The 13,212-nt window shown below is 71.4% G+C and carries 8 protein-coding genes; 4 read left to right on the top strand and 4 right to left on the bottom strand.

Features of this window, described 5'->3' with window-relative positions; all coding sequences use genetic code 11:
- Positions 1–6: 6 nt before the first annotated feature.
- The 4 genes from nuoL to recQ all read left to right on the top strand — a co-directional run bounded on the left by nuoL (position 7) and on the right by recQ (position 7,451).
- Positions 7–1,971: an NADH-quinone oxidoreductase subunit L gene (nuoL, locus tag OG852_RS20335; RefSeq protein ID WP_133914783.1), complete on the top strand. Its 1,965-nt coding sequence runs from the start codon at positions 7–9 to the stop codon at positions 1,969–1,971.
- 5 nt (positions 1,972–1,976) lie between these two features.
- Positions 1,977–3,548: an NADH-quinone oxidoreductase subunit M gene (locus OG852_RS20330; RefSeq protein ID WP_133914784.1), complete on the top strand. Its 1,572-nt coding sequence runs from the start codon at positions 1,977–1,979 to the stop codon at positions 3,546–3,548.
- Positions 3,545–5,194: an NADH-quinone oxidoreductase subunit NuoN gene (gene nuoN / locus OG852_RS20325; RefSeq protein ID WP_330348612.1), complete on the top strand. Its 1,650-nt coding sequence runs from the start codon at positions 3,545–3,547 to the stop codon at positions 5,192–5,194. Before OG852_RS20330 ends, nuoN begins: the two co-directional genes overlap by 4 nt.
- A 193-nt stretch (positions 5,195–5,387) precedes the next feature.
- Positions 5,388–7,451, top strand: coding sequence for a DNA helicase RecQ (gene recQ / locus OG852_RS20320; protein WP_330351472.1), 2,064 nt, complete (start codon positions 5,388–5,390; stop codon positions 7,449–7,451).
- A 27-nt stretch (positions 7,452–7,478) separates the two neighbouring features.
- Here the strand turns inward: recQ and OG852_RS20315 are convergent, their stop codons facing one another.
- The 4 genes from OG852_RS20315 to OG852_RS20300 are packed head-to-tail and all read right to left on the bottom strand — an operon-like array spanning position 7,479 to position 13,207.
- Positions 7,479–10,232, bottom strand: a complete 2,754-nt coding sequence (locus OG852_RS20315; protein WP_133914786.1) for a fumarate reductase/succinate dehydrogenase flavoprotein subunit — start codon at positions 10,230–10,232, stop codon at positions 7,479–7,481.
- Positions 10,233–10,252: 20 nt separating this feature from the next.
- Positions 10,253–11,020 (bottom strand): ABC transporter ATP-binding protein, encoded by a 768-nt coding sequence (locus OG852_RS20310; protein ID WP_330348611.1) that lies wholly within the window; start codon positions 11,018–11,020, stop codon positions 10,253–10,255.
- Positions 11,004–11,867, bottom strand: a complete 864-nt coding sequence (locus OG852_RS20305) for an ABC transporter permease (RefSeq protein ID WP_330348610.1) — start codon at positions 11,865–11,867, stop codon at positions 11,004–11,006. Before OG852_RS20305 ends, OG852_RS20310 begins: the two co-directional genes overlap by 17 nt.
- The gene (locus tag OG852_RS20300; RefSeq protein ID WP_133914789.1) at positions 11,864–13,207 is read right to left on the bottom strand and encodes an ABC transporter substrate-binding protein; all 1,344 of its coding nucleotides are present in this window, start codon (positions 13,205–13,207) and stop codon (positions 11,864–11,866) included. The genes OG852_RS20305 and OG852_RS20300 overlap by 4 nt, the downstream gene beginning before the upstream one ends.
- Positions 13,208–13,212: the final 5 nt, after the last annotated feature.

Genomic DNA, 13,212 nt, shown 5'->3' with positions numbered 1-13,212 from the left:
AGAATCGTGGAGAACCTGATCGCGCTGCTGATCGCGGCGCCCCTGCTCGGAGCGGCCGTCCTTTTGGTCGGCGGCCGCCGGCTCGACGCCGTCGGCCACTGGATCGGCACGCTCCTCGCGGCCGTCTCCTTCGTGTTCGGCGTCGTCCTCTTCGGTGACCTGCTCAGCAGGAGCGCCGACGACCGGACGCTCACCCAGCACCTGTTCACCTGGATCCCGGTCGAGGGCTTCCAGGCGGACGTCGCCTTCCGTCTCGACCAGCTGTCGATGACGTTCGTGCTGCTGATCACGGGCGTCGGCTCGCTCATCCACCTGTACTCGGTCGGGTACATGGAGCACGACGAGCGCCGCCGCCGCTTCTTCGGCTACCTCAACCTGTTCCTCGCGGCGATGCTGCTGCTCGTCCTCGCCGACAACTACCTGCTGCTGTACGTCGGCTGGGAGGGCGTCGGTCTCGCCTCCTACCTGCTCATCGGCTTCTGGCAGCACAAGCCCAGCGCGGCCACCGCGGCGAAGAAGGCCTTCCTGGTCAACCGCGTCGGCGACATGGGCCTGTCGATCGCCATCATGCTGATGTTCAGCACCTTCGGGACCTTCGCCTTCGGCCCGCTGCTGGGCTCCGAGGGGGAGCCGGGTATCGCGGGCGACGCGAGCGAGGGCAGGCTGACCGCCATCGCCCTGATGCTGCTCCTCGCGGCCTGCGGCAAGTCCGCCCAGGTACCGCTGCAGTCCTGGCTCGGGGACGCGATGGAGGGCCCGACGCCGGTCTCGGCCCTCATCCACGCGGCGACGATGGTGACCGCGGGCGTGTATCTGATCGTCCGCTCCGCGGCCGTCTTCAACGGCGCGCCCGACGCCCAGCTCGTCGTCACGGTCGTCGGCGCGGTCACGCTCCTGTTCGGTGCGATCGTCGGTTGCGCGAAGGACGACATCAAGAAGGCCCTGGCCGGCTCCACCATGTCGCAGATCGGCTACATGGTGCTGGCCGCCGGCCTCGGACCGATCGGCTACGTCTTCGCGATCATGCACCTGGTGACGCACGGCTTCTTCAAGGCCGGGCTGTTCCTCGGCGCCGGCTCCGTCATGCACGGCATGAACGACGAGGTCGACATGCGCAAGTACGGCGGCCTCAGGAAGTACATGCCGGTCACCTTCATCACCTTCGGCCTCGGCTACCTCGCCATCATCGGCTTCCCCGGCCTGTCCGGCTTCTTCTCCAAGGACAAGATCATCGAGGCGGCCTTCGCCAAGGGCGGCACCGAGGGCTGGATCCTCGGCGGCTGCGCGCTGCTGGGCGCGGCCATCACGGCGTACTACATGACGCGCGTGATGCTGATGACGTTCTTCGGCGAGGAGCGCTGGAGGAACCAACCCACCCGTTCGCCCGAGGCGCCCAGCGCGGAGCCCGCCGCCGAGCACCATGGCGAGCACGCCGAACCGCACCCGCACGAGTCGCCCAAGGTCATGACGATCCCCATGATCGTGCTCGCCTTCGGATCGGTCTTCGCCGGCGGGTTCTTCAGCATCGGCGACCGCTTCCTGCACTGGCTCGAACCCGTCACCGGGCACAGCGAGGGCGACTCCCCGCTCAGCGTGGCGACGGTCACCGGCGCGACCATGGTCTGCCTGGTCATCGGCGTCGGCATCGCCTACGCCCAGTACGGCCGCCGCCCGGTCCCGGCCGTCGCCCCGCGCGGGTCGCTGCTCACCCGGGCCGCCCGCCGCGACCTGCTCCAGGACGACTTCAACCACGTCGTCCTGGTCCGCGGCGGCGAGCACCTCACCCGCTCCCTGGTCTACGTCGACCACACCCTGGTCGACGGAGTCGTCAACGGCACGGCGGCCTCGGTCGGCGGCCTCTCCGGACGGCTGCGCCGACTGCAGAACGGCTTCGCGCGGTCGTACGCGGTCTCGATGTTCGGCGGTGCGGCGCTCCTCATCGCCGCGACCCTGCTGATGAGGGCGGTCTGATACCGATGTCCTTTCCTCTGCTGACAGCGACGGCCGCGCTCCCGGCGATCGGGGCGGTCGCCACGGCCGCCGTCCCGGCCGCCCGGCGCAACGCCGCCAAATCGCTGGCCCTGCTCGTCTCGCTCGGCACCCTCGCCCTGGCGATCGCCATCCTGGTCCGCTTCGACCCGGACGGCAGCCGCTACCAGCTCACCGAGTCCCACGCCTGGATCGCGGATTTCGGCGTCCGCTACGAACTCGGCGTGGACGGCATCGGGGTGGCGCTCGTCGCGCTCACCGCGCTGCTGATCCCGTTCATCATCCTGGCGGGCTGGCACGACGCCGACCCGCTGGAGACCGGCAGCAGGCGCTGGCGGCCCACCCAGGGCTTCTTCGCGCTGATCCTGGCCGTCGAGGCGATGGTGATCCTCTCCTTCGAGGCCACCGACGTCTTCCTCTTCTACATCTTCTTCGAAGCCATGCTCATCCCGATGTACTTCCTCATCGGAGGCTTCGGCGACCGTGCCCACGAGCACGGCGAGAAGACGGCGTCCACGCAACGGTCGTACGCGGCCGTGAAGTTCCTGCTCTACAACCTGGTCGGCGGTCTGATCATGCTGGCCGCGGTGATCGGGCTGCACGTGGTGGCCGGGAGCTTCTCGCTCACCGAGATCGCCCAGGCCCGCGCGGCCGGCACGCTCGACATGGCGACGACCACCGAACGCTGGCTGTTCCTCGGTTTCTTCTTCGCCTTCGCGGTGAAGGCGCCCCTGTGGCCGCTGCACACCTGGCTGCCCAACGCCATGCAGGAGTCCACCGCCCCCGTCGCCGTCCTCATCACGGCGGTCGTCGACAAGGTGGGCACCTTCGCGATGCTCCGCTTCTGCCTCCAGCTCTTCCCGGAGGCCAGCAAGTGGGCGACGCCCGCCATCCTCGTCCTGGCGCTGATCAGCATCATCTACGGGGCGCTGCTCGCCGTCGGCCAGCGCGACATCAAGCGGCTGGTGGCGTACGCGTCGATCTCGCACTTCGGCTTCATCATCCTGGGCATCTTCGCGATGACCAGCCAGGGCCAGTCCGGCGCCACGCTCTACATGGTCAACCACGGCATCTCGACGGCCGCCCTGATGCTGGTCGCCGGCTTCCTGATCTCCCGGCGCGGCTCGCGGCTCATCGCGGACTACGGCGGGGTGCAGAAGGTCGCCCCGGTGCTCGCCGGCACCTTCCTGATCGGCGGTCTGGCGACGCTGTCGCTGCCTGGGCTCGCCCCGTTCGTGAGCGAGTTCCTCGTCCTGGTCGGCACGTTCTCGCGCTACCCGGCGATCGGCATCATCGCCACCTTCGGCATCGTGCTCGCCGCGCTCTACACCCTCGTCCTCTACCAGCGGACGATGACGGGCCCGGTGAAGGCCGAGGTCTCCGCGATGCCCGACCTCCGCGCGCGTGAGCTCGCGGTCGTCGCCCCGCTGATCGTGCTGCTGATCTTCCTGGGCGTCTATCCGAAGCCGGTCACGGACATCGTCAACCCGGCGGTACAGCAGACCCTGTCCGACGTACATCAGAAGGACCCCCGGCCCGAGGTGGAGGCGGCCAAGTGAGCGCATCAGCCGTCCACAGCCTGTGGACAACGGCGGCCGAGTCGATCGCCAAGATCGGCACGCCGAAGATCGAATACGGGCAATTGTCGCCCACCCTGATCGTCGTGGGCGCGGCGATCGTCGGGGTGCTCGTCGAGGCGTTCGTGCCGCGCAAGCACCGCTACTACGCACAGCTGTTCGTGTCCGTGGTGGCGCTGGCCGCCGCGTTCGCCGCGGTCGTCGCCCTCGCGGCCGACGGGTACGGCACCACGAAGGCACGCATCGCCGCCATGGGCGCGATCGCGGTCGACGGACCGGCCCTCTTCCTCCAGGGCACGATCCTGCTGGCCGCCCTGGTCGCCCTGTTCACCTTCGCCGAACGCCGCCTCGACCCCGAGGCGCACGGCAACCGGGTCGACTCCTTCGCCGCCCAGGCCGCCTCCGTGCCCGGCAGCGACAGTGAGAAAGCCGCGGTCAAGGCCGGTTTCACCACCACCGAGGTCTTCCCGCTGCTGCTGTTCGCGGTCGCCGGCATGCTGGTCTTCCCGTCGGCCAACGACCTGCTGACCCTCTTCATCGCCCTGGAGGTCTTCTCCCTCCCGCTCTACCTCCTGTGCGCCCTGGCCCGCCGCAAGCGGCTCATGTCGCAGGAGGCCGCGGTCAAGTACTTCCTGCTCGGCGCCTTCGCCTCCGCGTTCACCCTCTTCGGCATCGCCCTGCTGTACGGGTACGCCGGCTCGGTGTCGTACGCGACGATCTCCCAGGTCGTCGACGGCACCGTCAAGAACGTGAACCCGGCGCTCGCCGACACCATGGGCAACGACGCGCTGCTGCTCATCGGCACCGCGCTGATCGTCATGGGCCTCCTGTTCAAGGTCGGCGCCGTGCCCTTCCACATGTGGACGCCCGACGTCTACCAGGGCGCGCCCACCCCGGTCACCGGCTTCATGGCCGCGGCGACCAAGGTGGCCGCCTTCGGCGCGCTGCTGCGGGTCCTCTACGTCGTCCTGCCCGGTCTGCGCTGGGACTGGCGGCCGGTGATGTGGGGCGTCGCGATCATCACCATGCTGGGCGGCGCGATCGTCGCGATCACCCAGACCGACATCAAGCGGCTGCTGGCGTACTCGTCCATCGCGCACGCCGGATTCATCCTCGCGGGTGTCATCGCGACCACCCCCGACGGTGTCTCGTCCGTGCTGTTCTACCTGGCCGCGTACTCCTTCGTGACGATCGGCGCGTTCGCCGTGGTCACGCTGGTGCGCGACGCGGGCGGCGAGGCCACGCACCTGTCCAAGTGGGCGGGGCTCGGCCGGCGGTCTCCGCTGGTCGCGGCCGTGTTCGCGGTGTTCCTGCTGGCCTTCGCCGGTATCCCGCTGACCTCCGGGTTCGCCGGGAAGTTCGCCGTGTTCAAGGCGGCCGCCGAGGGCGGCGCGGGACCGCTCGTCGTGGTCGGTGTGATCTCGTCGGCGATCGCCGCGTTCTTCTACATCCGGGTGATCGTGCTGATGTTCTTCAGCGAGCCGAAGCCCGAGGGCCCGACCGTCGCCGTCCCGTCGCCGCTGACGATGGCGGCGATCGGTGTGGGCGTCGCGGTCACGCTGGTGCTCGGTGTGGCGCCGCAGTACTTCCTGGACCTGGCGAACCAGGCCGGGGTGTTCGTGCGCTGACCCCGCGAGCCACGTGTACGGCGGGCCCGGCCCCCTCGGTTCTCCGAAGGGCCGGGCCCGTCGTCGTGTTCGAGCAGTGAGACACGTTGTACACGGGGTGACCCGACCCGGCCTGTGGATAACTCGGGCTGTGTCAGTCCGGAGCCCTATCGTGGAGGCAGTGGTCGAGGGACGACGTACGGGGGACGAGACGATGGGCGGGACGGGCGGGATCATCGAGATGACAGGGATCACCGGGACACCGGGCAGGACCGAGAGCGAGGCCCTGGCCACGCTGCACCGGGTCTTCGGGTACGACGCCTTCCGCGGCGAGCAGGAAGCGGTCATCGAGCATGTGGTGGCCGGCGGGGACGCGGTCGTCCTCATGCCGACCGGCGGCGGCAAGTCGCTGTGCTACCAGATCCCGGCCCTGGTCAGACCGGGCACGGGGGTGGTCGTCTCGCCGCTGATCGCGCTCATGCAGGACCAGGTCGACGCCCTGCGGGCACTCGGCGTGCGCGCCGGGTTCGTCAACTCCACGCAGGACTTCGACGAGCGGCGGGTGGTCGAGGCCGAGTTCCTGGCGGGCGAACTGGACCTGCTCTACCTGGCGCCGGAGCGGCTGCGCCTGGACTCCACCCTGGACCTGCTCTCGCGCGGCAAGATCTCGGTCTTCGCGATCGACGAGGCGCACTGCGTGTCCCAGTGGGGTCACGACTTCCGTCCCGACTATCTGTCCCTGTCCCTGCTCGGCGAGCGGTGGCCGGACGTCCCGCGCATCGCGCTCACCGCGACGGCCACCCACGCGACGCACCAGGAGCTCACCCAGCGGCTGAACATGCCGGCCGCCCGGCACTTCGTGGCGAGCTTCGACCGCCCCAACATCCAGTACCGGATCGTGCCCAAGGCCGACCCCAGGAAGCAGCTGCTGGGCTTCCTGCGGGAGGAGCACCCGGGCGACGCGGGCATCGTGTACTGCCTGTCGCGCAACTCGGTCGAGAAGACCGCCGAGTTCCTTTCGAAGAACGGCGTCGAGGCGGTCCCGTACCACGCGGGTCTGGACGCCGGCACCCGCGCGGCGCACCAGGCGCGGTTCCTGCGCGAGGAGGGCCTGGTGGTCTGCGCGACCATCGCCTTCGGCATGGGCATCGACAAGCCGGACGTCCGCTTCGTCGCCCATCTCGACCTGCCCAAGTCGATCGAGGGCTACTACCAGGAGACCGGCCGCGCGGGCCGTGACGGCCTCCCCTCGACGGCCTGGATGGCCTACGGCCTCAACGACGTCATACAGCAGCGCAAGCTGATCCAGTCCGGCGAGGGCGACGAGGCGTTCCGGCGCCGGGCCACCGCCCACCTGGACTCCATGCTGGCGCTGTGCGAGACCGCCCAGTGCCGCCGGGGCCAGCTTCTCGCCTACTTCGGGCAGGAGCCCGACGCGGCGGGCTGCGGCAACTGCGACACCTGCCTCGCCCCGCCGGAGACCTGGGACGGCACGATCGCCGCCCAGAAGGTGCTGTCGACGGTGGTGCGGCTCCAGCGCGAGCGCGGGCAGAAGTTCGGCGCGGTGCAGATCGTCGACATCCTGCTGGGCAGGCGCACGGGCAAGGTCATCCAGTTCGACCACGACCAGCTCTCCGTGTTCGGCATCGGCGAGGAGCTCGCCGAGGGCGAATGGCGGGGCGTCGTCCGCCAGTTGCTGGCGCAGGGACTCCTCGCGGTCGAGGGGGAGTACGGCACGCTGGTGCTCACCGAGGCCAGCGGGGAGGTCCTGCGGCGCGAGCGGGACGTACCGCTGCGCAAGGAACCGAAGAAGCCGGCGACGGCGAAGACCTCGGGCTCGTCCACGGCGAAGGGCAAGGCCAAGGCGGCCGCGGCCGAGCTGTCCGAGGAGCTGCTCCCGGCCTTCGAGGCGCTGCGCGCCTGGCGCGCCGAACAGGCCCGCGAACAGGGCGTCCCGGCGTACGTCATCTTCCACGACGCCACGCTCCGGGAGATCGTCACCGTGTGGCCGACGTCGGTGCGGGAGCTGGGCGGGATCAGCGGGGTCGGCGAGAAGAAGCTCGCGACCTACGGCGAGGGTGTCGTCGCGGTGCTGGCCGGACTGGGCGACGCACCGGGTTCCGCGCCCGCGCCGGGTTCCGCGCCCGCGCCGGGTTCCGCGCCCGCGCCGGGCTCCGCGCCCGCGCCGGGCTCCGTAACCGTGCGGGGCGCGGAGCCCGGCGACCCCGACGACTGGCCGGAGATGGACGCGGAGCCGGAGCCGGACGACTGGATATAGCCCTCGCGTCTCCGGCCCGCGACACCCCTACAACGCCCGTGCCGCGTACGCCCTGACATCCGCGTCCGAGTCCGCCGTGGCCGTGGCCAGAGCGGCACGCGCGTCCTCGGTGCGGCGGTGCCGTGTGAGGGCGAGGACGGCGGCCTTGCGTACGTCGGCGTTCGCGTCGGCGAGGGCCTTGGCGAGCGCGGGGACCGCAACCTCGGGCCCGGCGGTGGACAGCGCCGTCGCGGCACCGGACCGCACCTGCCAGGCCGGGTCGGCCAGGGCGGCCACGGCACGGGCGGCGAGCGGGGCCGGGCAGCCGACGGTGCCCAGCGCGCCGTAGGCGGCGCCGCGCACCAGGGGGTCCGGGTCCCCGGTGAGCCGGTCCAGGGTGGCACGGAGCAGCGCGTGGGCCGGTTCCGGGAGGCCGGCCGCGCCCACCCCGGTCAGGGCCTTGGCCACCGTCACCCGGACCTCACGGGAGGCGTCCTCGGCGGCCCGTGCCAGGGGGACCACCGCGTCGACCGAGACGAGGGCCCGTACGGCCTCGATGCGGACGGCGATGTCGGGGTCGTCCAGCGAGGCGGCGAACAGCCCGGCGTCGCCCAGCCGCAGCGCCCGCAGCACGTCCAGGGCGGCGGCGCGGACCACCGGGTCGGGCAGGGCGAGCGCGGCGGCCAGGGCGCCGCCCAGGGCAGGCTCGGCGGGGAGCGTCTCGACCAGCTCGCGCAGGGAGGCGGCCGCGGCGGCGCGGACCTCGCCGTCGGGGTCACCGAGCACCCCGGCCAGCGCCTGCCCGGTGCCCGGCGGCACGGTCTCGGTGAGGACCGAGACCGCCGTCCGGCGCACGGCGGGGTCGCTGTCGCCCAAGTAGGGCTGAAGGGCGACCAGGTCGGGCTCCTCCTCGGCGAGTGCGAGCAGGTCGAGGAGGCGCGGGGAGGCCTGCCCCCGCGGGTCGGCGTGGTCCGTGGACCCGGCCGCGCGGGCGGACGTCGGTCCCGTGGCCACCGGGGCCACGTCCCGCGAGCCGGCCGTGGCCACCTGCTCGGCGTGGACCTCGCCGAGATGCCGGGAGGGGCCACCGACGGGCGTGAACTCGTCGACCGGGACCAGATAGGGAGCCACGGGACGGGCCGTGAACTCCATCGCACCGGAGGGGGACTTGTGCAGATCGAGATGGTGGAACCAGGAGGCGTCGTCGCGTTCCGGATGGTCCAGGCGGTCGTGGTAGAGACCCCAGCGGGACTCGGTACGCGCCAGGGAGGCGCGCGCGGCCATCTCCGCGCAGTCGCGGATGAAGGTGACCTCGGCGCACCGCATCAGCTCGTGCGGGGTGCGGGCACCCATCGCCGCGATGTCGTCGTGCATCCGCTCGAAGGCCTCCAGGGCCAGCGACAGCCGGGCGCCCGACTTCGGCGGGGACACGTAGTCGTTCACGAAGCGGCGCAGCTTGTACTCGACCTGGGGCTGCGGCGGGCCGTCCGGGTTGCGCAGCGGGCGGTAGACCAGTTCGTGCGCCTCCCGCAGCTGATCCGTCGGCAACTCCCCTTCGTAGGCCGCGTACTGGGCGGCGTCGGCGCCCGCCAGGTCGCCGAAGACGAACGCGCCGATCATGTAGTTGTGCGGGACGCAGGCCAGGTCGCCGGCGGCGTACAGCCGGGGCACGGTCGTCCGGGCGTGGTCGTCGACCCGTACGCCCGAGGCCGAGTGGCCGCCGCACAGGCCGATCTCGGAGATGTGCATCTCGATGTCGTGGGTGCGGTAGTCGTGACCGCGCCCGGAGTGGAAGGTGCCGCGGGTGGGGCGTTCGGTCGAGTGGAGGATCGACTCCAGGGCGGAGATCGACTCCTCGGGCAGATGGCTCAGCTTCAGGTACACCGGGCCGCGGTCGCTCGCGACCTCCGCCGCGAACTCGGCCATCATCTGGCCCGACCAGTAGTCGGAGTCGACAAAGCGCTCGCCGTGCCGGTTGACCTGGTAGCCCCCGAAGGGGTTGGCGACATAGGCGCAGGCGGGGCCGTTGTAGTCCTTGATCAGCGGGTTGATCTGGAAGCACTCGATGCCGGTGAGCTCGGCGCCGGCGTGGTAGGCCATGGCGTAGCCGTCGCCCGCGTTGGTCGGGTTCTCGTAGGTGCCGTACAGGTAGCCGGAGGCGGGCAGCCCGAGACGTCCGCAGGCACCGGTCGCGAGGATCACCGCGCCCGCGCGGACGGTGACGAACGCGCCCGTACGGGTGTTGAAGCCGGCCGCCCCCACGGCGCGCCCCTCAGCGGTCAGTACCCGCACCGGCATCACACGGTTCTCGATGCGGATCCGCTCCCGCATCTCGCGCCGCCGCAACTGCCGGTAGAGGACCTTCTTGACGTCCTTGCCCTCCGGCATCGGCAGGACATAGGAGCCGGAGCGGTGGACCTGGCGGACCGCGTACGCGCCGTGCTCGTCCTTCTCGAACTTCACGCCGTACGACTCCAGCCGCTGCACCATGGCGAAGCCGCGGGTCGCGGTCTGACGGACGGTGGACTGGTCGACGATGCCGTCGTTGGCGCGGGTGATCTCGGCGACGTAGTCGTCGGGCTCGGCGCGCCCCGGGATGACCGCGTTGTTGACGCCGTCCATGCCCATGGCGAGCGCGCCGGAGTGGCGGACGTGGGCCTTCTCCAGGAGCAGCACGTCCGCTCCGTGCTCGGCGGCGGTCAGGGCGGCCATGGTGCCGGCGGTGCCGCCGCCGATGACGAGGACGTCGCAGGTCAGCTCTTCGGCGTCGGTGAGCGCGGGGATCTGCAGAGGGGTGTCCACCGGGGTGCCTTTCGGATGCTTCAGATGCTCGGCGAGGAGAGGACGTCACGGCGCAGGGCCACGCGCGCCGGGTCGTCGTGGGCGGCGCGGTCGCGGGGGCGCGGCACGTCCCGTACGGACAGGAGGCGGCCGGCGCCGAGGAGGGCCACGCGGTCACCGAGGAAGAGGGCCTCGTCGACGTCGTGTGTGACGAAGACGACGGTCGCCCCGGTGCCCTGCAACACCTCCACCAGCAGGTCCTGCATGCCGGCACGGGTCTGGGCGTCGAGGGCGCCGAACGGTTCGTCCATGAGGACGGCGCGCGGCGCACCCGCCAGGGCGCGGGCCAACTGGGCGCGCTGGCGCTGTCCGCCGGAGACGCGGTGGGGCAACTGGCGGGTGTGCTCGGCGAGTCCGACCCGGGCCAGCCACGACGCGGCCTGCGTACGGCGTTCGGCGCGTGGCACCTCGCGGATGGCCAGGGGGAGTTCGACGTTGGCGCGCAGGGTGCGCCAGGGCAGCAGCGCGTCCTCCTGGAAGACCAGGGCACGGTCGGCGGAGGGCCCGGTCAGCGGGCTCCCGTCCTGGGTGATCTCACCGCCGAGCGGGGACAGCAGCCCCGCCAGGGTGCGCAGCAGCGTCGACTTGCCGCAGCCGGACGGGCCGACCACCGTGAGGATCTCGCCGGGTGCGATGTCGAGGTCGACGTCGTCCAGGACGGGTGCGTCGGGGCGGCCGAGGGTGACACCGCGCAGGGTGAGTGCCGCGCCGGTGCGGGAGACGGGGCGGACGTCAGACGAGCTGGTCATGGGGTACGTCCTTCTCGGTCCGGGGCCCGGCCGGTACGGGGGCGGCGGTGGAGCGGGCCTGGCGCGGGGGCCGGATCCCGGGCACGTACGAGGTGCGGGGCAGCCAGCGGGTGAGGCGGCGGCCGAGGAGTTCCACGGCCGTGGACGTGAGCCAGCCGAGGACGCCGATCGTGACCATGCCGACGAACACACCGGGGTAGTTGACGATCGTGTAGTCCTGCCAGGTGCGGTAGCCGACGCCGTACTGGCCGGAGATCATCTCGGCGGAGATCACACAGATCCACGACACGCCGATCCCGACGGACAGGCCGCCGAAGATGCCGGGCAGCGCGCCCGGCAGGACGACCGAGCCGAGGATGCGCCACCGGCCGCCGCCCATGGTGCGCACCGCCTCCTCCCACACCGGGGTCAGCGCGCGGACCGCGTGCCGGGTGGAGACCAGCACGGGGAAGAAGGCGGCGGTGAAGGTGATGAAGACGATGCCCTGTTCGTTGGAGGGGAACAGGAGGATCGCGACGGGGACGAGCGCGATGGCGGGGATGGGCCGGACCACTTCGAGGAGCGGACCGAGCAGGTCCTCGGCGAGCCGCGAGCGCGCCACGAGCACGCCGGTGGCCACGCCCAGGACGGCGGCCAGCAGAAAGCCGGTGACGATCCGGGTGAGGCTGTCGGTGAGGTCGGTCCAGTAGTCGGGGCCGGTCAGCCGGTCGGCGAAGGCGCGGGCCACGTCGGTGACGGTCGGGAACTGCGAGAAACGCAGCCAGAGGTCGATGTCGAGGCTGGTCAGCGCCTGCCACAGGCCGAGGGCGGCCGCCACCGAGGCCGCCCGCAGCGCATACCGCCTCACGAGGCCCGGCCCAGGGCGTCGGCGTACGTGACGACCCGGGCGCCGTCGTGTGCGTCGACGTAGGTCCGCGCGGTCGCGGGGGTGACGAACGGCAGCAACTGCGTGCCGTCGGCCACCCAGACCGCCTTGTCGGCGAACCAGAGGGTGCCGGTGGTGGCGTCGGGGACGTAGGCGGCGCGGATGCCGTCCCGGTGCCCGGCGACGTAGGCCAGCAGCTCGGCGGGGGTCTTGAAGGTACGGGTCTCCTCGGCACCCTTGGGCCAGACCTCGCTCGCGGCGGGTGCGGGCGTGGCGGCGAGCTGCTGGGCGTAGGACGAGCCGAGTGCCTTCTTCACGTACTGGTCGTCGACGAAGGAGTCCACGTCGACGTCCCCGGTCAGCTTCGCGGCCTTGAGGACGGACACGTCCTCCTTCAGGGCGTCGACGAGCCGCGGCTTGACGGCCGGGTCGAAGGTGGAGATGCCGTGGGCGCCGTTGTAAAGGTAGACGACCTCGGCGGGCAGGCCGGTGGCCTTGGCGACGCTCTCGGCGGCGGCCACGGGGTGCTCGTTGAGATACGCGGTGGCTTCGGCCTGGGCCTTGAGGAACGCCTCCAGGACGGCCGGGCGTCGCTTCGCGAAGTCCTCGCGGGCGGTGACACCGTGGAAGGTGGGCAGGTCGAGCTGGGCGCCGTCGTAGAGGGCCTTCGCCTTGCCCTGGTAGGCGAGCAGGCCCGGCCAGGCCACGAACTGCGAGAGCGCGTCCGCGCTGCCAGCGGAGAGGGCGGAGGCACCCACGGCCGGCTGCTGGTTGAGCTTCTCGATGCCCTTGTTCGGGTCGATTCCCGCCCGCTGCAGGGCTCGTACGAGGGTGCCGTCGGCGGCGGAGCCCACGCTGGTGGAGACCTTCTTGCCCTTGAGGTCCGCCAGGGAGGCCAGCTGGGAGCCGGGCGCGGTGACGATGGTGTTGAGGCCGCCGCGGAGGTTGTAGCCGGTGACCGACACCAGGTGGGTGGGTTTGCCGAGCTGTTTGCCGCGGGCCGCGTTGATGAGGAGCGGGAAATCGCCCATCGAGCCGATGTCGATCTTCCCGGCGGTCATCTGGGCGGTGATGGGGGCGCCGGTGGCGTAGTCCTGCCAGTCGACCTTGTAGGTGTGGCCGTCGTGGAGGGCGTCGAGCTGTTTCTCGAAGTATCCGAGAGACCGCAGCAGGGTGCCGGCCGTGACGGTGTTGATGGTCTTGGACTGGTAGCCGACGGTGACGGTGACCGTGGTGCCGTCACCGGCCTCGGCGCTGCCGCCGCAGGCGGACAGGGGGAGCAGGAGGGCGGCTGTGGAGAGTGCGGCTGCCGTGCGCTTCATGGGAT

Source organism: Streptomyces sp. NBC_00582, from assembly GCF_036345155.1.
Classification (GTDB): Bacteria; Actinomycetota; Actinomycetes; order Streptomycetales; family Streptomycetaceae; genus Streptomyces.
Note: the sequence above shows the minus strand (reverse complement) of the source record. Positions and strands in the feature narration are given on the sequence as shown.

Excerpts from the sequence above, each read along its gene's own strand:
- OG852_RS20330 (WP_133914784.1), top strand. The coding sequence starts at position 1,977 with ATGTCCTTTCCTCTGCTGACAGCGACGGCCGCGCTCCCGGCGATCGGG.
- OG852_RS20310 (WP_330348611.1), bottom strand. The coding sequence starts at position 11,020 with ATGACCAGCTCGTCTGACGTCCGCCCCGTCTCCCGCACCGGCGCGGCA.
- recQ (WP_330351472.1), top strand. The coding sequence starts at position 5,388 with ATGGGCGGGACGGGCGGGATCATCGAGATGACAGGGATCACCGGGACA.
- OG852_RS20300 (WP_133914789.1), bottom strand. The coding sequence starts at position 13,207 with ATGAAGCGCACGGCAGCCGCACTCTCCACAGCCGCCCTCCTGCTCCCC.